The organism is Rhizobium sp. BT03 (genome assembly GCF_030053155.1).
GTDB lineage: Bacteria > Pseudomonadota > Alphaproteobacteria > Rhizobiales > Rhizobiaceae > Rhizobium.
Map to the genome: position 1 here is coordinate 331,896 of NZ_CP125643.1, position 22,758 is coordinate 354,653.

A 22,758-nucleotide genomic window follows, 5' to 3' on the forward strand; every position below is an offset into this window, starting at 1 on the left:
AGCTTGAGGCGCCCGCTTTTTCTTCATTTTGTCATCCCGGTGCTCAAGCGTCTCAGACGCCCGACTGGTTGTCACCCACACGCGTCCAGTTCTTCACTTTGTCCAGCGTGATATCGGACAGGAACGTCACGCTGGCAAGCGAGCTATCGGTGCGGAAGACGTTGCTGCCGTTGGAGAACGCCCCGCCATCGATGGTGACGTCGGCGTCGATCTGCTTGCCGCCGTTGGTGCGCACCAGCGTGGTAAAGCCGTCAGCGACGAAATCCTTCAGATAGAACCTCGTGTCGGCATTGATCTGGAAGATCTTGTCGGTCGCGCCCTTGGCGGAGCACCGATAATAGTGACGTCGCCGGCGCTTTTTACCGTCAGCGCATCCTCGCCGACATTCTGCCAATTGACGTTTTCGAGCGTCGCGCCGCCATAGACGTGAATGCCGTCGGCGCCATTCTCGCCGAGATCGACATTCTTGAGCGTGGCGCCGTTCTTGAGAATGAACAGCGGCGATTGGGTTTCGGACTGGCCGCCATCGCCGAGCTTGGACGAGGCCGTATAGGTCGCGCCCTTGCCGTTGAACACGCCTCCATCCACGACGATCGGCTCCTTGACGACGATGACGCTGCCCTCTTTCGAGAGGTCGGGTTTTTCCGCCGTGGTCTGCAAAGTCGTGGCGTGTTTCTCGTCGGATGGATCCACCTTCTTGGAGTCTGACTGCCAGTTGATGTGTTTGCGCAACACATCCTTGGGGTCGGAATCCATGCCGTTTTCCGACGTTTCCCGCGAGTTCGGCACATAGGATGCCAGCATCGGCGGGTTGCCGGAGAAATCTTCGAAGGGCGAGACCTTGCGGGTTCGGATGGCGGTGAAATCCGTGTCGGTCCTATTGCTGCCGCCAAGGCAACCGGACTCAAGGTCGAAACGGGAGGTTCTGTCGAAGTCTATGGGCCTTTGTCCATCTACGCCACACATTGCATTCATCCCCAGTTGGTCTCGTCTACTTCACTTGCTCTATCAGCCCGGCCTCTGTTTGGAGCCCGCAGCGTTCCGGATTTGCCCGATCTCTCCGATGGTTTCGATCGTTATATCCCTGTCGATCTCCTCCGCCGCCAGCACTGGAATGCGGCAGTTGTGGTGGATCATCAGCGTCTGGGTGAGCAGGCGCCATTCGCCCGGCACGATGATGACGGGATCGTATCCCCGCTCGTTGGCGTCCTCGAGAGCCTGTCTGGCTTTCTCGGCCAGCAGGCGCAGTCTTTCGGCTATCTCGATCTTCTCGGTCGCTCCAGCGGCGTCATAGGACCGGATGAAGTGGTTCCATTCGGCGGGAAGCACCAGCGCCGGCAGCAATCCGCGCCGGTCGAGAAGCCCGAAGGCGATCTGCTTGACCAGCGCGGCGCGCGCCATTTCGGCCAGGGCATCCGGCGCGTGATCGGTGCCGGCGTGCAGCATCACTTCCAGCAGTCCGCGCGGCTGGGAAAGCGTCACGCCGGAATCCAGCATGCGTCTGACGACCGCGACCGTCAGCATCAGCGGCACCTGGGTGGCGACGTCGATCGCCAGTTTGCCGAGACGCGGTTCGAGGCTGCCCAGCCATTGTGCCGCGTCGTCGATGCTGAACAGGGCGCCGATATGGCGGCGGACGATGCGCACGATGTCGTCGGCAATCTGTTCGGCCGTCCGTTCGGGACCGCAGCTGACCAGACCGGCGGGCACGTTTTCGACCTGAAGATGGATCAGATCCTCGGCCATGCGGGGATCGGCGTTGAACGTGGGCACCGTCACGGAGACGCCGACGGCGCGCGCCGCCATGCGGATCCGCCCGTCCAGCATTTCGCCGAGTCGCATCGCCTCAAGCCGCGCCAGCGTTTCCACCGTGACGGTGGCGATGACGGGATCGCCGTATTTCGTCCTGTCGAGCGGATAGGAATTGGCGCTTTCCACGGCATTCGCCGATCCGGCCGCGGCTGGGCCGGCGCGCCGGCGATGCACCATGAAGGCAAGGCCCGCCAGACACAGGCCGATCGCGCCGAGCACGCCTGTGGGAAATCCCGGGACGAAGCCCGCGCAGATCGTCAGCGCCGCCGCAATCGCCAATGCACGGGGCTCCCGAAAGAGTTCACGGCCGATATCGCTGCCGAGACTGCCGTTGCCGTCGTCGGACACGCGGGTCACGACGATACCGGCCGAGACTGCCATCAGAATGGACGGAATCTGCGACACCAGACCGTCGCCGATCGACAACAGCGTATAGAGATGGGCCGCCTCGGCAAAGCTCAGGCCCTTCTGGAAGATACCGATCGCCAGGCCGCCGATGAGATTGACGGCGACGATCACCAATCCTGCGACCGCATCGCCCTTGACGAAGCGCATGGCGCCGTCCATCGCGCCGAAGAACTGGCTCTCCTGTTCGAGACGCGACCGGCGCTTCTGCGCGGCTTCCGTGCTGATATGGCCGTTGCGCAGGTCGCTGTCGATGGCGAGCTGCTTGCCCGGCATGGCGTCGAGCGTGAAACGCGCGCCGACCTCGGCGATGCGCTCGGCGCCCTTCGTCACCACGATGAACTGCACCAGCGCCACGATCAGGAAAATGATCAGCCCGACGACGACATTTCCCGCAACGACGAAATCGCCGAAGGCCATGATGATCTCGCCGGCATCGGCGTCCGCCAGCACGAGCCGGGTCGAGGAAATCGTCAAGGCCAGGCGGAACAGCGTGCCGATCAGAATGACCGCGGGAAAGGTCGAAATTTCGAGGACGCTCTTCAGATAGGTCGTGGTGATCAGCACCACGAAAGCGAAGGAGAGATTGAAAGCGATCAGCACGTCCAGAACGATTTTCGGAAGCGGCAGCACCAGCATCGTCACGACGGAGGCGAAAAAAACCGCAAGCAGCATATCGGTGCGCTGCGCAAGCATGGCGATGGCGGATGACCTTACCTTCATGATCCGGCTTCCGACGCCATCGCCTATTCTTGTTCGCTGCTGGAAATTTCGGCGAGTTTCGGCTCGGCACTGCCGGCGAAGGCGAAATTGACCGTATCGTCCTCACTGTCGCGGGAAACGATGATCTGGTCGTTGCCGATCTCCTTGATCCGCCAGCCGCTCGCAACGACATCGCCTTCCTCGTAGCGGCGGCCGTCGGAGCCGATGATGAACCTGACGGGTGTATAGCCGGCGGCGGCGACGAAGCCGTCGAGACCGGAAGAGAGGGTCGTGAGATCGACGATGGAAACGGAACCGCGCCGGCTCATCGAGGCGATGATGCTGCGCAGCTTGGTCTTGTCGGGCAGGCCGAGAGGCCGCGATCCTTCGCCGATGCGAATTTCGTCGGCGGTGGCGACGATGCTCAGATCTTGGGGAAGCTGAGCCATACGAATGACCTGACGGATTTCGGCAGCAATTGCCGCCGATGACGGCGCCGGTTCCGGCGCGGCGGAAACCCTGACGAGCGGGGCTTCGTGAGCCGGCGCATCGCTGTTGTAAAGCCCGGCCAGCAAAAGCAACGCCGCCAGCCCGAGAAGGCCGGCAGCCGCAATCCGGCGTGGCGCGAACCGCACGCGCCCGGCGCCGAGAGCTTCGAGTTCGCAGGCCGTGCCGTCGAAGGAGATGGTCTGCCTCTTCGTAAGGGTCATCGTCCGATCGCGTGGGATGGAACGACCGTCGATCACGACGTCATCCCGCAGCGCGGTCAACGACACCGTGTCGGAGCCGCGGGAGCGCTGCAAACTGATGGCAAAGGCGGGTTCTGGTTTGGCGCCGAGGATGATCAGGTCGCAATCGGCGCTGCCGCCGACCACCTGCCGCTCCGCCGTCAACGGCAGAATGGAGCTGCGCCCGGCACGCGTGATGCGCAAGACCGGTCCGCCGCTGCCTGACGCAGCGTTGCCGGCGTTACCTCTGAATGTCGGCGAAGAGGAATCTAGATCCATAACCATCTTGTTCCCGAACCGTCCGTCGAGCGGCTTTTATTGTCTTCGAGAGCGGGGAAGCGAGACGGGCGAACCCGTCTCGCCATTGTTTCAATCAGCCTGGGCCGATCTTCTTGATGGCGTTTGCGACGCCGTTGATCTTGGTGATTTCGGTTGCAACCTTCAGGCTCTGCTCGGTCGCTTCGTTCTGGGCCGACTTGAAGGCGGAAATCGCCGAGCCGATGCCCGCATCAAGTGTCGAAGTACTAGCCATGTCTTGAACTCCTTGCATGGTTTTGGCGGCCAGAGCCTTGCAGAATTCAAGATCGAATTCAATAGCTTATGTTAAAAAGTTATTAATTCGCGATATGTACAACAAATGCGCGAAATGGATATCCGTCCTGTTCCCAGCGGACCGATCATCTGCAACAGTAGATCAGATAATTATTAATAGATTGGATTTCGCAGCCCCTGCCTTCCTTCGTTCATTAGTTGTCGGGCGATATCCGGATCGTGAGGTAAACTCAGATGTTTGCGCGTTTTGTTTACATGGCCGCTATCGGACTGCTGGCCTCCTTTCCTCCACCGGCCGGCGCCAGCGAGCGGGAGGTGCGCCTGGATGTCGTCTCCCTGCCGCTTGGCGATGTCGTCCAGACGCTGTCCTTCATGTCCGGCATCCCGGTCACAACAGTCGGGACGCTGAGCGGCAATGTCGAGCATTGGTCCGTTCGGGAAAGCGGAGCCAAGGCCTTCGTCAAGCTTGGCGATGCCAGCAATCTCTTCGTCGCCTATGACGGCAGCCGCATCATCATCGCGCCGAAGCAGGAGGTCTCCACCGTTGTCCTCGATCGTGGCGGCCGCAGCTGGAAGACCGAGCAAAACGCCATTCGCGCGCTGTTTCCGCTGCTGCCGGACGATGCGCTGCGTGAAGATCCCGCCAGCGGCTTGGTGCTGGTGCGCGGGCCCGCCGTCTTCACCAAGGCCGTCGAAGACGTGCTGAGCCGGCAGCAAGCCGACAGCATCAAGGTCATCAAGGGCGGCCAGCTGGAAGTCCTGACGACGAACAACGGTGCCTGAGCGGCTGATATGAAGGCGCTGAAGTCTCTCAGGCAGTTGCTGCAGATCCGCAGCCTGCGGGCGGACAATCTTTCCCGCAGCCTCTCTGAGGCGCGGGCGGACGCCGAAAACGCGCGGGAGCGGGAAACGAAAGCCTCCGAAGCGCTCGACATCGCGGCAAGCCTGGCCGCCGGCAATCCTGTCGTCGACGCATTGCGCAAGAGCGGCGTTAACTCCGCCGCCGAGCTTCAGGACGCGCTGATGCGACAATCCGTTTTGCGCAGCCATGAAGCCGATGCCGGCCTATCGCTTGCGCAGCGCAAAGCCGCCCGGCGCGCCGCGCAAGAGCGGGCAGACCACGTCGCCGCCGATTTTTCGCGAGCACAGAAGGCGGTATTGCGCACCGAATTTTCGCTTGAAGCAGCGGAGAAAATCGACCGGTAGGGAGCTAAGAACCAGCAGATGAACCAACCGGCTTCTGTTCTTCCATCTCTTCATCGACAATCGAGCTGACGAGGGCAACGACCCGGCTGCGCACACGCGGAGAAAGGAGCAAAACGTCGTCTATCAGACGCCGTCCCTCCGCCGTGGAAATGTAGGCAATCTTCTCATCGATCTCTGTTATGAATTGCTGGCCCTGAGTGGTTTCGGGATCTGGAAGGCCTTCGAAAAACCTCGAAACCGGGATCTTGAGGCAATTGGCAAGCTCGTAGAGCATCGAAGCGCTGACGCGGTTCTTACCGCTTTCATATTTTTGTACCTGCTGCAAACTCACCCCGATGCCGGCGCCGAGATCCCCTAGGGAGACATTCGACTGCATTCGGCGGATACGGATTTGCTGTCCGACATGCCGATCGACTGGATGTACCGACTCGCGTGCAACATCCGACTGTTTGGCTTGCGCAGGTCTCGAAGTCCGAACCTGGGCTGCTACATAGCGCTTCATGGTGGTCACCCCGATGGAGAGTTTCACGCGGTGCGCCCCCGCTGAAAACTCGCTCAACCCACTGATCGGGGAGTTAGAACACCGTGCTAGACGGTCCTGTGGCCTTTAGTTCCGAGGAACCTGGACATACGCCACAGGCTCCTCGACCGAAGGTCAAGGAGTGTGGTGCCGAATCGGCCGACACCAACCGCTAACAGGGGGTTCTAATCCCCAAGGCAGCGCGTACTGCCTCGCTGCGAAACCTAGTTGAAATCCGCCCGCCGCGCAACCGAATTCTTTACAAGATTCAATAGCTTCGCTTTACGCTCGGACACTTGCCTCAAAAGCGAGAGGTCACGCTTCGGGCGGTAAAGTGGTCAGAAAACCAAAGGAGGTGCGATCAGCGGAACGCCCATTGCGAGGATTGTCTGCCCACTCTCCCGGAAGAGATGACGATGACACCTGGGAGAGCGCGGACGTCGTGGCGATCGAGGAGACGGACGATACCGTCACCGTACTTCTCTGGCATCTGAAATACTCGCAGGCAGTAATGGGGCGCCGGGCGGACGATCTTTACCTCGTTTGCGGTCAAGCACAGAAGGGGGTGAAGGGGACATGGAGCTTGAAGAACCTCATCAACCACCTGACCGTGAGAGAAACATCACATCTTAAGGGCCGGGCCCGTTTCATTCGAGGCAGCCTGAATGACTTGGCCACGCTTCGAAAGGCTGCCCGACGCAAGTTCATCGAGTACCGGATCGGGATTGTACAGCCGGGTCTTAACGGTGAAAACATACCCGCAGAACATCTTGCGCTTCTGGGAGCGACTGCCACTTCATACTGTCTGTCAGCGGGTGTCCCCTAATGACTGTCGCGAACCGCACCGATCCAGCTTAGCTGCCGGCCACCGTCTCCAGCGGCGCTACTTTCCATGACGGCAGGGCCGCCGCGAACTGTCACGGCCTTCTTGGGGCTTTCGATATCGAAATTGACGTTGTAGCGGTTCCACTCTGTAACAGCGGCAGAGCCGCCGACAAAATCAGGGGTAGGAATGCTCGATGTCCTGCCGATTGTTGCGGCGGGTGCATAGCTGCAGTGCAACATAGACGCTGGCTTCATGGCGCTGGCCCGAGTATTGCTATTTTCATCGAAGCGATGCTTCCTCCCGCAACGCTTCGAAGTTTAGACGGCCCACTCCTCCTCCCAAAGGGACGTCTGTGGGAACAGCGGCACTCCTCCTCCCAGGTCGCCGTTCGGTTCTTTTAGGAAAGCCTGCCGCACCTCCTCCCGCGGCAGGCTTTTCTATTTCGGGGCGATGGGCCGTCAGAGCCCGAGATCAAGTTGGGACTGGGGTCGTGCATTGCCGATCGGAGGTCGTCAGCGTTGAAAGCGTGACGCCGAGCAGCCGCACTGGCCGCTTGAATGGATAGACAGTCGCCAATCGACGGGGCATCGTTCGATGGTGTGCTCGAAGATCTTGGCTGGTTCGGCAAACGGTTCACGCCGGACATGCGCGCCGATGTGCTGCTGTTTCGAGCGGGAGACCGGCGGCTGGTTGCCGTGGATCCCAAATGGATCCCGCTTCGGCTAACGTTGCGTTTTTATAAGATCGACAGGACGCGTGTGGCAAGCAACCAAGTTTTCCTATCTCCAGCGCCGGCTGCGGGCGAGGGCCCGGTCGCGTCTTTGAAGGCCATGATGTTCGGCTGCGTCAAGAGCGCGGCCATGGTCTATGACGATCAACCCATCGTCGACCATTTCCGGCGGATCGACGCCGAGAGGATCATGGGCGCGAAATTTCGCTCTGCGCAAGTAAGGCACGAACCGTCGAGACGGCAGTTCCTAATGAGCTCATCGAAAGGTCATATCATGCTGAAATACAAGCTCTACGTACTCGTGGTAAAAGCCGACGGGAATCTCGCGATCCTCGCCGCGCTTGCCATGGTTCTTACCGCGATATGGCGCGGCGTTTTACCCATAGGAAGTTTCTACTGAAAGACTGGAGGTGCAGGATCATTCCTGCACCCTCCTCACATATCACCACGTTCGCAGTACGCGTGTCACCTATCTCTCACGCGCAACAGCGGAAACGACAAGGTCTGTCATTTGAGAGTTACCCGGAGCGCCCCACCAGTCGCAGAGGGACAGGTAGGAGAAGTCGCTCACACTGTCACCGTAGCCGATCACTGGGCGACCTGGATGCTCCGTCCGAAGCTTTTTGAGCAGAAATTGTGAGGCCACCCGTTTTGAGATCGCAGGCGGAACTAGCGCAAGGTTATTGCCGTTGTGGTGTCGAACCCAACCCCGTTTTTCTCGAATGATCGGCACAATCTCTTCAAGGCGTGAGCCGTCTCCGTCAATCTCTTTGAAGACAACATATGTCGCGAGATCAGCTTCCATCACCGACCAGCACCGGATGTGGACGCCAAGTTCCCTCGCCTTGGTCCTGCCCTCATCGAGGAGCTTATCGAAAAAGCCGGCAAGCGGCCGGAGCTCCCTTGCGACGACCTCATGCCATTCGGCGTCAGGCTTGCCGTCCTTTTTGAGGATGACGGCACCGTTCGATACGATTGAGTAGCTTTCAAACGCGATCGTAACGCGCGAAAGAGCCTCAGAGCCGCGCGCCGTAACCGGGATGGCCTCCGTGGAGACGAGCAGCCACTCGACAAAGGCAGCTTGAATCTTCGTCATATAGGAGTTGCTTCCATTAATGGATTTGGACGCCAATACCAGATCGGCTTCCGCAATCTCCGGTATCTTTTTCTTGGTTTGAAACAAGGTGTCGTCGAGGTCCACCAGAGCAATGGGCTTCATATGCGTACTCCAAAATGCGACTGGTTAAATATCTGATCGATTGCCAGATGTGAGCTTTCGCGGATTCTCCATTGGCAATGAATTTTACGATACGGAATTTGTCACATCTCAGTTTCCTTGACCTGCGCGCCGAGCTCGTAAGTAGACATACGTGGAGATTAGGAGACGTGCCGGATCAGCGTGACGGCGCGGTAGGGGGCGATCTTTCTAGGGGAGACGACATACGGGACGCCTTTGTTGTCGATCAGGTACATGAGGGCCGCGAGTTCTGGATCGGTTGGCGACGAGACGTACACCTTTTCCGGCACACGTCGCAGGATGGCTCTGGTCGCCTCCGCAATGCCCGGCTTTACTCGGTTGATGTTCGTTACGGCGTCCTCCCCCATCACCCAGGCGACGGCAGCGGCGGCGGCATCGCGATGCGCCCGGCGGGTCTCGATACTCCAGACGCTCGGGATTTCGGTTGCAATCACAGTGGAGACATCATTCCACATACCATCCACGAATGATCGGGAAATATCGTGTTCCGCGAGATTATCCCACTGGACGCAGGCGTGGAAGTCACCGGGACCGACGAGGGCAGCGTTGAGGATCGAGCGGCTGATAAGCCCGGATACGGTGCATCCTAGCATTCCGGAGGGAATAAGCCAGTCGTCGCCCGATGCGGCGAGCCATGCGCAGCCGCAGGGGTCGGCCAATACAACTAGCCGCGCAGGCCGGTCTGAGTAGTCCTTGAAGCTCTTTTCGAGTTGGTTCGCAATTGCTCCTTTGCCCGTCCAGCTATCTACGAAGACGATGCTCTCGACAGGACGCCTGGCAAGAATGTGGCGCATAGCCTCGTCGTCAACGCCCTTGTCGCGAATGATCGACAACCCGTAGTGTCCGACGTCCCGGCCGAGTAAGGCGATGGCCCTCTTGAGAAGGATGCCGAAGGGCACGCCGGCGCGGACCAAACTGACAAGGGTAATAGGACCCTCGACCGACTGCACGATCGCGAGGGCGAGGCGTGCCGTCTCGGCGCCCATGCGCGGGCCACCAGTGGCCATGGCCTTAGCAAACAGCTCCATGTATTCGCGGGTCGGGGCCATCTCGGCGGAAATCATTTCCGAGTAATGCCGCCGCCCGGATTGGATGGCCTCTTCCCTCGTGGCCGTGTCAGTAGGCTGAATATCCACTCTCTTGAGAAGGAGCGTCACGTCGTATTCGGCGTAGGAGCCTAGTGTGGCAGGGGAGGCGATGCTGTCATAGGTATCCCCCATGGGAGTGATGTCCTTAGGTAACGCGACAGCAGTGTTGTGTCGCTGTGGACTGGCGGAAATGTCCGATCGAGTGAGCCGATTTCGAAGCGGCAGACCGCATGGCCTAAGGCGGCTTCATTCACCTTCTACGTCTGAAAGGACAATGGGATCGCCCAGTGCGGACATCAGGCTGGCACAGACATTTTCCGGGCCTGTCTCCGAGCAGAGTATAATTTTCGAGTACAGCGCTGGATCGACGTTGTAGAGGTAATGTGGAACCGTTCCGCCGTAGTTGTCGGAGAACGAAAGTACTGAACCGATCGCGTGGCCTTTCGACAGGGGAGAACGCGTCACGGATGAATAGAAAACCTCAGCGCCCTCCTTTTCCAAGCGCTCCGCAAGCAGGAAGGGCTGCCACACGTGTTCGCCCGTTCCGAGTACGAGGGTAATCCCGTCATCGGCAGCGTTTGCATTGAGACCCTGCAAGTGATCGACGACGCCGAGACGCGCCCAGTCTCGAGCGACGTCGGGACAGACCTCGGGCCGCTTAGGACGGTCACAGGAAGGGACCTGCGGAGTAGCTGCCGTGAAATCCCCACGCGGAGTCCAACTGTACCGTCCGGAAACGATAGTAGCCTCACTGACTGTTCCCGTGATCTCCGCGCGGGCAGCGCCTTCTGACCAGTCGGTAAGCGTAAGTAGGACTGTGTGCTTCAGCTTCAAACGAATTTTTGCAGGAAGGGCAGCGAAGATGTTGGCAAATGTCTTACCTGTCGAAGCCTCATCGTCAACGAGTACCAAGCCGGTCGCACCATGAACCAAGTCGCGGAGCCTTGCCTCGCATGGTTCGTGCAGGAGGTGCCGCGGGGCATGGCTATGCTCTTCCTCAAATTCGCACAGCAGCGGCAGTTTAAGATCATGGCGAGTGGAGCAGATATATATTGCATCGCCGCGACCAGTGAGTTCGCGGAACCGCCGATGGACACCCGCACCAAGGCCAATGCCCGCTTCGGCTATTCCGATGAACAAAACCGGACCAGGAATATCGGCAGGAATCTGACGTGCAAGGAGGTCGAATACATTTCCCATGACCGAAGGGCGGATCGGCAGGAATCGACCAAGAACCTTGGAAACAAACAGAAACGAGCGGTTCGGGTTGATTCGCTGCCCGAAGCCGAACATCTCGATGGGGGATACAAGGCTTCGATCCACGTGAACCGAGATAGTGCCGTCGGCGAGTTGCGCAGAGTATGTTGAAGGATTCACCATTGCCAGCTTTCGAAAGTACGGACGTTTACCGTGGAAAAAATCCGTGCCATATGTTTCCGTGACGCCGCACGCTCATTGGCGTCTCGTTGACGAGCAGGGTAGCACTTACCTCTCGAGGCTCAGAGTGCATCCGCGCCACGATATCGCAGGAGAATTCGCCGGCCCTTGGCGCGAAGGCCAGCACGGCCGAGCGCCTCCCTGGTTTCAGCTTCGTTGGGGCTAAATCCCGATCTGAGGCCTTCCTGCCCCGTCGATGCGGCTCGTGACCCATCTCCGACAAAGCGACTGGGGCGATAGAAATAGAGTTTACGTCAGTTCATCCTCGCTCTCTGCGGTGAATCAGTAGCATGAAGTGAAGCAAGGGACGTGCCACTCGGACATGCAGCACGAATGGGAGCTGAATAGGCACCAGAACTCGAATATTGCATTCCAGGTCTCACGCGGCAGATGTCCAGATTGCCGGGAAATTTCGTATTGCATCCATAACGGCTTTGGGCGACGGATTGCGGGACCTGCCATGGCAAGCGCGTGCGGTCGCGAAACCTCAGATGGCGGCGAAGCGCTGCAGTTAAGAGAGATGCTGGAGCGTATATTCGCCTAAACGCTGCTGACGTGGCGGTTGGGCCTTTGAACGGTGGACGAGATCAGCCGGGAAAAAAGGCGTAGCTTCATTGAAATCGGCAGGGTGTACCCCGCCCACTACCGGGGATCAGAGCAGGCCAGCCTTGGCCCCAACCTGCGATGATAGCAGGTGCCTGGGGCACCTCCAGCACGTCGAGGGTTCTGCATCTTCGTGTCAGCCAATAGCCGACAGTTCGCACCACGTTTGTATTCGCTTTGTCTGCTTTACGACAGACTTAAGTCTTGATGCCTGCACTCAGCCGTCGTTGTTCAGTCCCGGCATTTTCATGGAGCGGATCGAGGGTGAAACGTTCAGGCTGCGAAGTCTATGTCTTGCAGACGAACTCGTAGTGTGAGGCCCTTGAGGGTCTTGAGCCTGCGTGACCTGCCACTGAACTTTCATCCAGCGGCGATTAGAGCCTCGGCGGTTTTGAAACGCTCCCAAACGTTGGACCACCGGATGCTAGAGTTTTCCGGCTTCATTCAGGGAGGCGGGCTGGTTGCGCCTCCCGAATTCACCAACGAGATCGGCACCTTGTTGCCGATCGCACCATGAGGTCTTTCCTCATTGTAGTATCTACGCCAATCCTCCATCTTTTCGCGGGCATCCGCAAGGGTCAGGAACCAATGCTGGTTCAGGCATTCTGCACGGAAGCGGCCATTGAACGCTTCGATGAAAGCATTATCAGTCGGCTTGCCGGGGCGTGAGAAGTCCAACGTCACACCCTTGGAATAGGCCCACAGGTCCAAGTCGCGCGACACGAACTCGGTCCCTTGGTCGACACGGATCGTTTTCGGATAGCCGGCTTTTTGGCACACCCGTTCAAGGGTTTGCACAACGTCTTCGCCTCTATAGCTATGACGTGGATCAAGCACCGGCACGTAGCGCGAGAAGGTGTCGACCACCGTCAGCACGCGCAGTTTCTTACCCGTTGCGAGTTGGTCGTGAACGAAGTCCATCGCCCAGACGTCGTTGGGTCCGACGGCCATGTGCCGATCCTCGCGAAGCTTGGCTTTTACCCCCCGCTTCGGTGTCTTGTTCCGCAACTGTAGCCCCAAGTCCCTGTAAATGCGGTAGGTTCGCTTGATGTTGGTGCCCCAACCCTCGCGTTCCAACAGCACATGCACGCGGCGATAGCCGTACCGCACACGGATCTCGCAGATCTCGCGAATACGACGTTCCAGACCGGCCTGATCAGCACGGCGAGAGGTATAGTGGTGAGTTGATCGATCGAAGTTCAACGCTCCACAAGCACGTCGGATCGAGATCGCCCAATCGCAGCACATGCCTTTCACCATCTCCCGCTTCCGAGCAGGCCTTAGAGCTTTCGGCGGATGACATCCTGCAACATCTCGCGGTCCAGCGTCAGATCCGCGACGATCTTCTTCAGGCGCGAATTCTCGTCCTCGAGCTGTTTCAGCCTCTTCATCTCCGGTGGCAGCATGCCCGCGTATTTTTTCTTCCAGTTGAAATAAGTCGCCTGGCTGATCCCCGCCTTCCTGCAGATTTCAGCAACCGACACGCCTTCATCACCTTGCTTCAGAATGAACGCCTTCTGAGCGTCCGAAAACTGCGACGCTTTCATCGTCTTCTGGTCCCTTTCCCAGCCAGGAAAATGCACCGGAAAACTCTAACCAAAATTGGTCCAGTTTGAAGGGTTCAGATCAGTTTTGAATACGCCAAGTGGCGCGGTGTGAGCAACCGGCAACGCGGATCGTGTCCCAGCACCTGGTGTAGGTGACGGTAGGGAGTAAAGCCGAGCGCCCGCGCGCTTCTCGTTGCGCTGTAGCGGGTGATCGGCTTTGCGGGCGGCCATCAGTGTTTTTCCGCTAGGGTCGGGTTGTTCAAGACCAACCTGACGGAAAGATCACCGATGACCAATGACATGATGAACGGGCGCTCCCTTGTTGAGAAGAGTGCCGATGCAGATTTGTTGCGTGAGATGATTGGCTTTGCCGCCGAGCGGCTGATGGAGTTGGAGGTCGGCTCGGCCACGGGTGCTGACTTCGGTGTGAAGAACCCCATGCGGCTCACTCAACGCAATGGCTACCGTGACCGCGATTGGGAGACGCGGGCTGGCACCGTCGAGCTTCGCATTCCGAAGCTGCGCAAAGGCAGCTACTTTCCGAGCTTCCTTGAACCGCGCCGCATGGCAGAGAAAGCTCTGACGGCCGTTATCCAGGAAGCGTATATCCAGGGAATCTCGACTCGTTCTGTCGACGACCTGTGGTGGATGCGACCTATCTCAAGGTCCGGCGTGGCGGCCGCATCGTCTCAGTCGCCGTCATTATCGCGGTCGGCGTCAATAACGACGGTCGGCGCGAGGTCCTGGGTATGGAAGTTGGCACCTCGGAGGCCGAACCGATCTGGACGGAATTCCTGCGCAGGCTAACGCGCCGCGGTCTACGCGGGGTGAAGTTGGTTGTCTCTGATGCACATGAGGGCATCAAGGCTGCCGTTTCCAAGGTTCTCAATGCCACTTGGCAAAGGTGCCGGGTTCACTTCATGAGGAACGTGCTCGCGCATGCTGGAAAGAGCGGCAGGCGGGTCGTATCCGCCTTCATCGCGACGGCCTTTGCCCAGGAGACCCCGGAGGCAGCAAGCCGCACAATGGCGCAGTGTCGCCGATCAAATCAGGCCGAAAGTGCCGAAGCTTGCCACCATCATGGACGACGCTGAAGAGGACGTGCTCGCCTACATGACCTTCCCCAAAGAGCACCGGGCAAAGCTGCACTCGACGAATCCAATTGAGCGTCTCAACGGCGAAATCAAGCGACGCACCGAGGTCGTCGGCATCTTTCCGAACGACGAAGCCATCGTCCGTCTCGTCGGCGCACTGCTGCTCGAACAGAATGACGAATGGGCCGTTCAACGCGCCAAGTATATGACGCTTGAGACCATGGCCCAAATGAGATGAGCCCCAAATCAGCCTGCCCCGCTGTGATGTCGGGTCAGGAAACGAGCGGGACAGCAGGCTAATACACTGCCCGAATTGCCCCGTGTGGACGGCAAGCGTCAAGCCTTGATGCCAAATTCAAACGGATATGAGTGGGGCTTCGCAGCTGCGGCGAGGTCTCGATAGGGTCCGACAGTAAGCCCGAATGAGTGGGCACAATGGGACTGAAAGTGGGATCACTTGGTGAGCCCGTTGTTCCCGCGCGGAGTTCCCGCCGCTATTCTCGCAAATGTCGGACAGCCGCCGCCCTTTGTCGCATTTGTCGAGATCACGACAATCGGTTTGTCCCGCTCTGCTCTACGCACCCGTCAAGCCACGGAGTGGTGCCTGCTTCGCAGCTTTGAATTTGAGAGCGAGCGGGCTACGGCTCCGTCATTGCTGGGGGTCCGATAGGGAAAGCCTGTTCGAGATGCGTGCTTCTCTATCGTCGCACAGGGCGTTTTCAGCATCTTGGGCCCTCTCACCGGTCTGAACAACTGTTTCAGCTTGATCATTTGAGGTTTTCGCAACCGAACGTGCTTGCCGTGGCTGGTCGGCAAGCCGTCGCTCGAACGATCATGGAATGCGATACTAAGTTTTCCGGAATCTGGATTCCAACTGGAATGCAGGAATACGATCGGTAGTAGCGTTTTTAGCTCGCATTTTACGCTGCATTTTCGAGTGGCATGTCGCTTGCTTCATTTCTCGTGCCGCCGATTCACCGAAACTCAGAAAGAGCCAACGCAAGCTCTATGGTGGTGCGAATTGCCCACTGCTCCCGCGCCCAGACGGCGCGGAACCGGCCTAAAAGCGGCATTAATCTTGGCGAAGGACAATTCAAATCCAAGGGAGAGTAAGATGAGCATCACACGCAGACATGTCATCGTTCAGGGTGGCGTCATTGCAGCAGGCCTGCTCGCCAGCGGCCTACCGGGGACAAAAGCCTTCGCGCAGATACCGTCAATCCCTTGGCGGCGCTCACTGCAGGGCTTGGCCTGGAACGACCCGATCATCGAGACCTATCGCGACGCAGTGCGCCTTCTCAACGCCCTTCCCGCCAGCGACAAATTCAACTGGGTCAACCTCTCGAAAATTCACGGCAGCGGTGACGTCGTCAAATACTGCCCGCATGGCAACTGGTATTTCCTGCCGTGGCACAGGGCCTATACGGCTATGTACGAGCGCATCGTTCGGCACGTGACCAAGAACAACGATTTCGCTATGCCGTTCTGGGACTGGACCGACAATCCGTACCTGCCCGAAGTGTTCACAATGCAAAAGACGCCCGACGGCAAGGACAATCCACTTTATGTTTCGTCGCGCACCTGGCCAATCACGCAGCCGATGCCGGACAATATAGTTGGGCCACAGGTTCTCAACACCATCCTAACGGCGAAGCCATACGAGGTCTTCGGCACCACCCGCCCCGAGGGACAGAACTCACTCGATCCTTCCTGGGTCACCACCAGCAGCGGCACGCAGGGGGCGCTGGAATACACACCGCACAATCAGGTGCACAACAATATCGGTGGCTGGATGCCGGAAATGTCGTCGCCCCGCGATCCGATCTTCTTCATGCATCATTGCAACATCGACCGCATCTGGGCGACCTGGAATTTGCGCAACGCCAACAGCACGGATCGACTCTGGGCCGACATGCCGTTCACCGACAATTTCTACGATGTCGACGGCAACTTCTGGTCCCCGAAGGTCTCTGACCTTTATGTTCCAGAGGAACTCGGATACAATTATGGTTTCCGGACCTACTTCAAGGTCGCGGCGGCGAGCGCCAAAACGCTGGCCCTGAACGATAAACTCACGTCCGTGATCGCGGCGACGGCGACCGATGCTGCAATCGCCGGCGTGACGACCACCTCCACGGACAACAGCAAGGCGGCAACGGAAAACGTGCCGCTTTCGCTGCCGATCAAGATCCCGGCGGGCGCATTGCAGGAGATCGTCCGCCAACCGCCTCTGCCATCCGGCATGGATACAATGGATTTCGGCGCGGCACAGGAGCAGGCGGCCTCCGCTCCTCGTGTGCTGGCATTCCTGCGCGATGTCGAGATCACCAGTGCCAGCACGACCAGCGTTCGGGTGTTTCTCGGCAAGAACGACCTTAAGGCCGATACGCCCGTCACCGATCCCCATTACGTCGGTTCTTTCGCCGTTCTCGGTCATGACGGCGACCATCATCGCAAACCATCCTTCGTCCTCGATCTGACGGACGCGATCCAGCGGGTTTACGGCGGAAGGGGGCAGACGGATGGCGAGGCCATCGACCTGCAGCTCATTCCTGTCGGATCGGGAGCGGGCAAACCCGGCGCCGTAGAGCCCGCAAAGCTAGAAATAGCCATAGTGTCCGCCTAACATCCGGACTGGCTGGGTTGTGGAGACATCGATGCGCTATCATCGTTGGGTGCTTATCGCTATTCGTGCGGCGGCATTATCGATGCTGCGCATCGTCAGCCCGGTTCAAGCTAACGAGAGCGACATGCGGGCAACGACCAGTAAGCCCGCGACGATAACCATATCGAGCAGAGCAGTCCACTCATCGGTTGATACCAGTGCGCGGGTCGTCCTTACTGTCACTGGTTATGAACCGTCGACTTCAGGACCAGTGACGACGGTCGTTTCGCTTGACTGCGGCAGTAACGTTCGCGAAATTGGTAGGTTTGGTATTTTTCCGAACAAGGCGTTTTCGGTATTGGACGGGGCAAAGCCTCAACGATTTGGGTTTCCCTTGCCCGATGACCCGTCTTGCCGTCAGCCACAGACCGTCATTATCCGGCTGGAGCCTCAAACAGGCGGCGGTTCGGGCGCCAGCATCACTATCAGCGACGCTAGCATTGAATAGATTGGCAGTCGGGGCTGATTTGCCGCTAGCTCCAGAACCTTGGCGGCAATGAAAGTCCGCCGGATAAAATAGAGGGTTTTGATAGGTTGTTGTGACAAAGGTCCAACGCGCAGCGCCTATCGTGGTCAACAGTTTACAGTCTTGCCGCTGCATTCGGCGACTGATGGTCGTCTGCAAGCAGGCAAAGGTTTTTGGCCGACCCGAGACTAGGCTCAAGATAAAGTCGCTCTTAAAGGCATTGAACCAACGACGCGTTCCTAGATCAGTAAAGTGACTCTTCAACCACTTCAGATGCTTGCGCGGAGGCTGTCCGAAAGCTGCATTGACTTCGCACGCGGTCCAAAACCGATTCAGACTGCGCGTTCAATTCAAAACTGAAGATTAGACGTGTGCTTTTAATGGCACTGGATTTGCAAGGACACGGGCGGCGTGCGGCCATAGGTATCGCTTCCATTCGTGATAGAGAGGCGCGGAGGTTAGTCTTGAAACGAAGAGATTTTTCGACTGTTGGGCTCACTGCTCTTCTCGCCGGGATCGTATTCCCGGCTTTTCCCAGCACCGGATTCAGTGAGCAGCGAAAGCCGTCCATCCCCGCACTCCCTGATCAGCGGAAACTTTGGAGTTGGATCAAAAGGCTCAACAGTTTCGGCCCCCGATTGACCGGCAGCCCGGCGCAAGCACGGGCAATCGATTATCTTGCTGGTGAGTTGAGAGGGATGGGCCTTGAGGTGAAGCGCGATCAACTCACGATGCGCCGGTGGATGCCACGAACCACCGCGTTCAAACTGTCAAATGGTGAAGTAATTGAGGTAGCGGCGCCGTTCCCGTATTCCGGGCTTACACCTCCCGGCGGTATCTCGGGTAAGATGGTTCTTTTCAACGGTCGGGTTCAGGCGTTTGAGAAAGCCCGCGGCAAAATTGCGGTGGTGACGGTAAAGCGTCGGGATCTGGCGGCATTCCTCGAACTGGTGACCAATCGACGCGGCAGCCTGCCGGAAGGCATAGACTTTCCCAAAGCCGTAACCACGCCGCTTATCACCGGTTTGCTTGGCGTACCGATCGACAAGGCGCGTGAAGCAGGGGTTTTAGCCGTCGTTTGCATTTTCGAAGGCGTCTCGGAAGTGCAGTTGAAGGGGCAGGTGCTGCCATTCACCACACCGTATTGGGGCTTACCTGCAATATGGGTGGCGCAATCTGAAGGAGAGCGGATCAAAGCCGCGAGCAAGCACGGTTTGAGCGGTCGCCTGACCTTGGATGGCACGTTGGAAGACGTTGCGACCGATACGATTTATGCGGTTTTGCCGGGCTGCAACCTGCTTGAGACAATCATCATCAACACCCACACCGATGGACCTAATGCGTGCGAAGAGAACGGCGGTGCTGGGGTACTCGCTCTGGCGCATTATTTCTCCTCGCTACCGAAATCTGCCCGCAACCGGAGCCTCGTCTTCGTACTCGTCACGGGTCATTTCCAGCTTCCCCAGTTCGGCCGCCACGGGAATCAGGCGACGGCGACCTGGCTCGAAATGCATCCAGAATTGTGGGACGGCAAACCCGGCCATGCTAAAGCCGTTGCAGGAGCTACGATTGAGCATCTTGGATGTACCGAGTGGCGAGATGACTTTGCAAAAGGGCACCCCGCGCCCACCGGGAAGCCGGAACTCGATTTGATCTATACCAGTAATAAGTCGATGAGTGACGTGTACATCGCTGCCGCACGCGGGCGCAAAAAGGTACGCGCGCTGATAGTCGCCCCAGCGGCGGCGCAGGTGATGTTGGGCGAAGGACAGCCATTATACGCATCAGGAATTCCGACGATATCAAGCTGTCCGATACCGGACTATCTTTGCCAGGTCTTGCCGGGCGGAGGCTTGGACCGGCTCGACCCTGATTACGCCTTTCAGCAAGTCGAAACCTTTGCCCGCACGGTCGACTTGCTCGACAGGATGCCGCGTGGTGAGATCGGAATCGTTCCGTTTAACCTGTCCACTGTTATCGGTGATCTGCTGTAAACCTGACCAACACTAACGCCAGCGAAAATGGCGGTGTCACGCGGTCGGCACTTTAACTGGCGCCGAGGATCATCTGGCTGTTCACGATAGTGCCGGGTCATAGCCGTCCCATCTGGGCACGCTTCGTCATGCATCAGATGACCGGCCTGCGTTTCCACATCGCGGCCTTCGAGGCTCTCGGCGGCGCTCCGCGGGAGTGCTTTGCGACCGGATGAAGACTGCCGTCATCGGTGAGCGTCAGACAGAAGGCATCGTCTATAACCGTGCCACCACCAGCCTTAGCCCCAACCAAAGCCACGCGGACGGCCGCTGAAACATCCTAGTTGGTGGGATCCCACACCGCAGGCGAATCCATCACCTCCTGTCCTCCGATAGTCTCCAACGAGCTGGGAGAAACTGCTGATCCAGGCTGAATGAAGACTTTGTGTGGCTTTCCCTGGCGACGAGCTTGCTGCCCCCTCTCCCGGCGTAGCTGGCTGACCCAGTGCTTGGCATAGACATTGCAGGGGATGAATGCGGCGGTAACTCGTTGGGGTCGGAAGTCGTCAAACTGCTTTCCTAGGCGTCGGCATTGCCTACCGAGCACCTCGCCAGACGGAAGCACGATCGATCTGGCACGTATGTATGCGTACGGGATCATAACCATAGAGGAGTTGAAACGATGGCGGATATTCTTACATCTCTAAACCCGCTCCGGTGGATTGAAGCGCCATCCACGGAACTGGACAGCCAAGTGACCCAAAGTCTATTCCCGATGTTCCAACGCTTGGCGGCAGCGGGCGCTGAAACCGCTAAAATTCTGCAGGTTGCCTTATTGCGCCGCGTGCAAGTCATGTGCGACACCCACTCTACCCGCCAGGGAAAGCTCTTTACTGAGGCCGAACGTCTTGCCGAGAGTCTACGCGAGGTGCACGGCAATGGGAATTTGGGCCACGCTTGGGCGGAATACCTGCGCGACGCTAGTGAGCGCGCCATATTGTGCATGGATCTTCTCCGACAGCGCGGCGACATCTTCCTCGAACATGAAGCGGCAGGCTGTCCGCCGGTTTTCTTCTGCGACTACGAGACAGTTATGGATGGAAACGATCTGCCCTTGAAATCCAATTACGTGTTACTTCGAATGATCCCGCCCCAAGGTGTTAACGTCGATGACACGAAGCGCCCCTTCATAATCATTTGCCCGCGCGCCGGACATAGTCCCGGCGTCGGTGGCCACAAAGAAGACAGCCAGGTCGGCGTGGCGTTCCGGGAAGGTCACCCGGTTTATTTGGTGTCCTTCCGCCGAGAGCCAGAGGGGGGCAGTATCTCTCTAATGTCACGTATGCGGAAGCGGCCTTTGTTCGTGAGGTCATGCGCCTGCATCCGCTTGCCCGCCTTCCAGTCGTAGTCGGCAACTGCCAAGCTGGCTGGGCTACCCTTCTGATGGTTGCGACAAATCTCGACTTAGCTGGCCCGATCATCCTCAACGGATCGCCGGTGACACCTACCTCGGGAAATATCGGCGAAAATACCCTCCGCTACATGGCGGGCCTCTTCGGGGGAGCTTGGATAACCATGTTTTTGTCAGATCTGGGCGGAGGCATCTTCGACGGCGCCCATCTCGTACAGAATTTCGAAACGCTCAATCCCGAGCGCCAGTTATTCATGAAGTATGTCGAACTGTTCCGAGATGTGGATGCGGCGAGCGAAGCCTTCCTTAAGGCTGAGAAGTGGTGGGGCGGCTTCTGCCTGATGCGGGGAGACGAGATCCGCTGGATAGTTGAGCACCTCTTTGTTGGTAATCGACTGGCGCACAACAAGGCGTATGGGGAGCCGGACCGGCGGCATTTCGACCTTAAGAAGATCAGGGCGCCTATTATCATATTTGCCAGTCATGGCGACAATGTAACGCCGCCGCAGCAGGCGCTGAATTGGATCCCCGAAATCTATGACAACGAGGAGGAAATCCGCCTTCTCGGCCAGCACATTATTTATATGGTACACAACGACGTCGGTCACCTCGGTACATTCGTTTCCTCGAGAGTAATCAACAAAGAATACAATGAGGTTGCAAGCACGCTCGAGGCAATTGAGGCGTTGTTGCCTGGCCTTTACGAGATGCGCATCACGGACATTCAAGAAGATGCTGGACACAAGAGCTATAGTGTTGAACTGATCGAGCGCACCTTCGAGAATATCCGTGAGTTTAACGACGGCCATGACGATGGAGGTCCCTTCGCTGCCGTCGCCCGCGTCTCTGAACTGCAAGCGCAGATCTATCACACAGTTGCCCGCCCCTTTGTGCAGGCCGCGGTCACAGACATCTCAGCAGACGCCAGCCGAATGTTCCATCCAAAGCGGCTGGAGCGATCGCTGCTGTCTTCTCAGAATCCGATCATGGTTGGCTATAAGTCAATTTCAGAGCAGGTACGGAACTCCCGGGCGAACGCAGCAGCGGAAAATCCTTTCCTGGCTGCGGAAGCGCTCTATTTCAAGGCTGTCGAACAGGCGATCGTGGTCATGCGCGACTGGCGCGACATGGGTTATGAGCTCGCGTTTCACATGATCTGGAACAACCCTTGGCAGCGATATTTTGACAATCCCCACGAAGCATACCGCAAAGGGACGACACTTGACGATATGAGATGGCAGCCGGACATCGCCAATGCGCTCAGGAGGATCGCGATCGGCGGACTCGCCGATGCCATCATCCGTATGGTCGTACTCCTGGTGAGCGATCGTGGCGGGATCCGACGCGACCGCCTGGCGCGCTGGTCACGGGTGCTGACCGAGGACGAGCCCTTCCGCTCACTAAGCGCTGATCATTTGGCCGAAATCACTCGCGTGCAGACGGCTATCGTCACCTTTGAGCCGGAGCAAGCAATCGAGACGCTGCCGCTGTTGCTAACGGAACCGAGGCAACGGCAACTCGCTTATGCAGCCGCTTGCTATATCCCGGGCTCCAGGGCGGAGATGTCATCGAGTACTGTTGCCATGCTACAGCGCTTCGCGGACGTGCTTGGCCAGCCATCGATCGTCGATGTGATTGAGGATCCGCTGGCAGTGACATAGTTTGTTCGTAGAGTAGCGTCTCGATCTCACCGAATCACATAATTATTGGTTTTCGCTCGTTGGTCACGGAGGCG

The 22,758-nt window shown here is 58.3% G+C and carries 14 protein-coding genes and 7 pseudogenes; 10 read left to right on the forward strand and 11 right to left on the reverse strand.

Annotated features, from left to right (window positions below):
• Positions 1–52: 52 nt before the first annotated feature.
• From QMO80_RS28990 to QMO80_RS29005, 4 genes and pseudogenes are all read right to left on the reverse strand, one after another.
• A pseudogene (locus tag QMO80_RS28990) lies at positions 53–975 on the reverse strand (pectate lyase).
• A gap of 33 nt (positions 976–1,008) precedes the next feature.
• On the reverse strand, positions 1,009–2,940 hold the full coding sequence (locus tag QMO80_RS28995) for a flagellar biosynthesis protein FlhA (RefSeq protein ID WP_064811965.1): 1,932 nt from the start codon (positions 2,938–2,940) through the stop codon (positions 1,009–1,011).
• A gap of 23 nt (positions 2,941–2,963) precedes the next feature.
• Positions 2,964–3,851, reverse strand: coding sequence for a hypothetical protein (locus tag QMO80_RS29000; RefSeq protein WP_283201244.1), 888 nt, complete (start codon positions 3,849–3,851; stop codon positions 2,964–2,966).
• 169 nt (positions 3,852–4,020) lie between these two features.
• Entirely contained in the window at positions 4,021–4,179 is a 159-nt protein-coding gene (locus tag QMO80_RS29005; protein ID WP_004672595.1) for a hypothetical protein, read from the reverse strand.
• A 254-nt stretch (positions 4,180–4,433) separates the two neighbouring features.
• Between QMO80_RS29005 and QMO80_RS29010 the strand changes: the two genes are divergently transcribed.
• Both QMO80_RS29010 and QMO80_RS29015 read left to right on the forward strand, forming a co-directional pair.
• Positions 4,434–4,982, forward strand: a complete 549-nt coding sequence (locus QMO80_RS29010) for a hypothetical protein (RefSeq protein WP_064811967.1) — start codon at positions 4,434–4,436, stop codon at positions 4,980–4,982.
• Positions 4,983–4,991: 9 nt separating this feature from the next.
• Entirely contained in the window at positions 4,992–5,405 is a 414-nt protein-coding gene (locus tag QMO80_RS29015) for a hypothetical protein (RefSeq protein ID WP_064811968.1), read from the forward strand.
• 4 nt (positions 5,406–5,409) lie between these two features.
• Here the strand turns inward: QMO80_RS29015 and QMO80_RS29020 are convergent, their stop codons facing one another.
• Positions 5,410–5,907 (reverse strand): helix-turn-helix domain-containing protein, encoded by a 498-nt coding sequence (locus QMO80_RS29020; protein ID WP_064811969.1) that lies wholly within the window; start codon positions 5,905–5,907, stop codon positions 5,410–5,412.
• 460 nt (positions 5,908–6,367) lie between these two features.
• On the opposite strand from QMO80_RS29020, the gene QMO80_RS29025 reads away from it, so the two are divergent.
• A complete protein-coding gene (locus tag QMO80_RS29025; protein ID WP_283201245.1) occupies positions 6,368–6,751 on the forward strand; it encodes a hypothetical protein in 384 nt (127 codons plus the stop codon).
• Positions 6,752–7,209: 458 nt separating this feature from the next.
• Here the strand turns inward: QMO80_RS29025 and QMO80_RS29030 are convergent.
• A pseudogene (locus tag QMO80_RS29030) lies at positions 7,210–7,327 on the reverse strand (DNA polymerase IV); the annotation flags it as partial.
• Between the two features lie 14 nt (positions 7,328–7,341).
• On the opposite strand from QMO80_RS29030, the pseudogene QMO80_RS33090 reads away from it, so the two are divergent.
• Positions 7,342–7,680, forward strand: a pseudogene (locus QMO80_RS33090) (DUF4334 domain-containing protein); the annotation flags it as partial.
• Positions 7,681–7,950: 270 nt separating this feature from the next.
• On the opposite strand, the gene QMO80_RS29040 reads toward QMO80_RS33090, so the two are convergent.
• The 5 genes and pseudogenes from QMO80_RS29040 to QMO80_RS29060 all read right to left on the reverse strand — a co-directional run bounded on the left by QMO80_RS29040 (position 7,951) and on the right by QMO80_RS29060 (position 13,414).
• A complete protein-coding gene (locus tag QMO80_RS29040; RefSeq protein ID WP_004675991.1) occupies positions 7,951–8,700 on the reverse strand; it encodes a hypothetical protein in 750 nt (249 codons plus the stop codon).
• A gap of 158 nt (positions 8,701–8,858) precedes the next feature.
• On the reverse strand, positions 8,859–9,959 hold the full coding sequence (locus QMO80_RS29045; protein WP_004675992.1) for a cysteine protease StiP domain-containing protein: 1,101 nt from the start codon (positions 9,957–9,959) through the stop codon (positions 8,859–8,861).
• Positions 9,960–10,073: 114 nt separating this feature from the next.
• On the reverse strand, positions 10,074–11,207 hold the full coding sequence (locus QMO80_RS29050; protein ID WP_237350507.1) for a phosphoribosyltransferase domain-containing protein: 1,134 nt from the start codon (positions 11,205–11,207) through the stop codon (positions 10,074–10,076).
• Between the two features lie 877 nt (positions 11,208–12,084).
• Positions 12,085–12,212, reverse strand: a pseudogene (locus QMO80_RS29055) (IS481 family transposase); the annotation flags it as partial.
• A 99-nt stretch (positions 12,213–12,311) separates the two neighbouring features.
• Positions 12,312–13,414, reverse strand: a protein-coding gene (locus QMO80_RS29060) for an IS3-like element ISRel21 family transposase (RefSeq protein WP_085994809.1) whose coding sequence is annotated in 2 segments (ribosomal slippage) — positions 12,312–13,153 and positions 13,153–13,414 — 1,104 coding nt in all. Because the reading frame shifts where the segments join, the coding sequence is not laid out codon by codon here.
• 288 nt (positions 13,415–13,702) lie between these two features.
• Here QMO80_RS29060 and QMO80_RS29065 point away from each other — a divergent pair.
• The 6 genes and pseudogenes from QMO80_RS29065 (at position 13,703) to QMO80_RS29090 (ending at position 22,684) form a co-directional block, all read left to right on the forward strand.
• Positions 13,703–14,855, forward strand: a pseudogene (locus QMO80_RS29065) (IS256 family transposase).
• A 767-nt stretch (positions 14,856–15,622) separates the two neighbouring features.
• Entirely contained in the window at positions 15,623–17,134 is a 1,512-nt protein-coding gene (locus tag QMO80_RS29070; protein ID WP_029875549.1) for a tyrosinase family protein, read from the forward strand.
• A gap of 31 nt (positions 17,135–17,165) precedes the next feature.
• Positions 17,166–17,621: a hypothetical protein gene (locus QMO80_RS29075; protein WP_011053334.1), complete on the forward strand. Its 456-nt coding sequence runs from the start codon at positions 17,166–17,168 to the stop codon at positions 17,619–17,621.
• A 482-nt stretch (positions 17,622–18,103) separates the two neighbouring features.
• On the forward strand, positions 18,104–19,633 hold the full coding sequence (locus tag QMO80_RS29080) for a hypothetical protein (protein WP_064812014.1): 1,530 nt from the start codon (positions 18,104–18,106) through the stop codon (positions 19,631–19,633).
• A gap of 65 nt (positions 19,634–19,698) precedes the next feature.
• A pseudogene (locus QMO80_RS29085) lies at positions 19,699–19,895 on the forward strand (IS21 family transposase); the annotation flags it as partial.
• A 720-nt stretch (positions 19,896–20,615) separates the two neighbouring features.
• A pseudogene (locus QMO80_RS29090) lies at positions 20,616–22,684 on the forward strand (DUF3141 domain-containing protein).
• Positions 22,685–22,758: the final 74 nt, after the last annotated feature.

Bases quoted from the DNA above. Each gene is read 5' to 3' on its own strand.
- QMO80_RS28995 (WP_064811965.1), bottom strand. From the start codon at position 2,940: ATGAAGGTAAGGTCATCCGCCATCGCCATGCTTGCGCAGCGCACCGAT.
- QMO80_RS29005 (WP_004672595.1), bottom strand. From the start codon at position 4,179: ATGGCTAGTACTTCGACACTTGATGCGGGCATCGGCTCGGCGATTTCC.
- QMO80_RS29010 (WP_064811967.1), top strand. From the start codon at position 4,434: ATGTTTGCGCGTTTTGTTTACATGGCCGCTATCGGACTGCTGGCCTCC.
- QMO80_RS29015 (WP_064811968.1), top strand. From the start codon at position 4,992: ATGAAGGCGCTGAAGTCTCTCAGGCAGTTGCTGCAGATCCGCAGCCTG.
- QMO80_RS29020 (WP_064811969.1), bottom strand. From the start codon at position 5,907: ATGAAGCGCTATGTAGCAGCCCAGGTTCGGACTTCGAGACCTGCGCAA.
- QMO80_RS29040 (WP_004675991.1), bottom strand. From the start codon at position 8,700: ATGAAGCCCATTGCTCTGGTGGACCTCGACGACACCTTGTTTCAAACC.
- QMO80_RS29045 (WP_004675992.1), bottom strand. From the start codon at position 9,959: ATGGGGGATACCTATGACAGCATCGCCTCCCCTGCCACACTAGGCTCC.
- QMO80_RS29050 (WP_237350507.1), bottom strand. From the start codon at position 11,207: ATGGTGAATCCTTCAACATACTCTGCGCAACTCGCCGACGGCACTATC.
- QMO80_RS29070 (WP_029875549.1), top strand. From the start codon at position 15,623: ATGAGCATCACACGCAGACATGTCATCGTTCAGGGTGGCGTCATTGCA.
- QMO80_RS29075 (WP_011053334.1), top strand. From the start codon at position 17,166: ATGCGCTATCATCGTTGGGTGCTTATCGCTATTCGTGCGGCGGCATTA.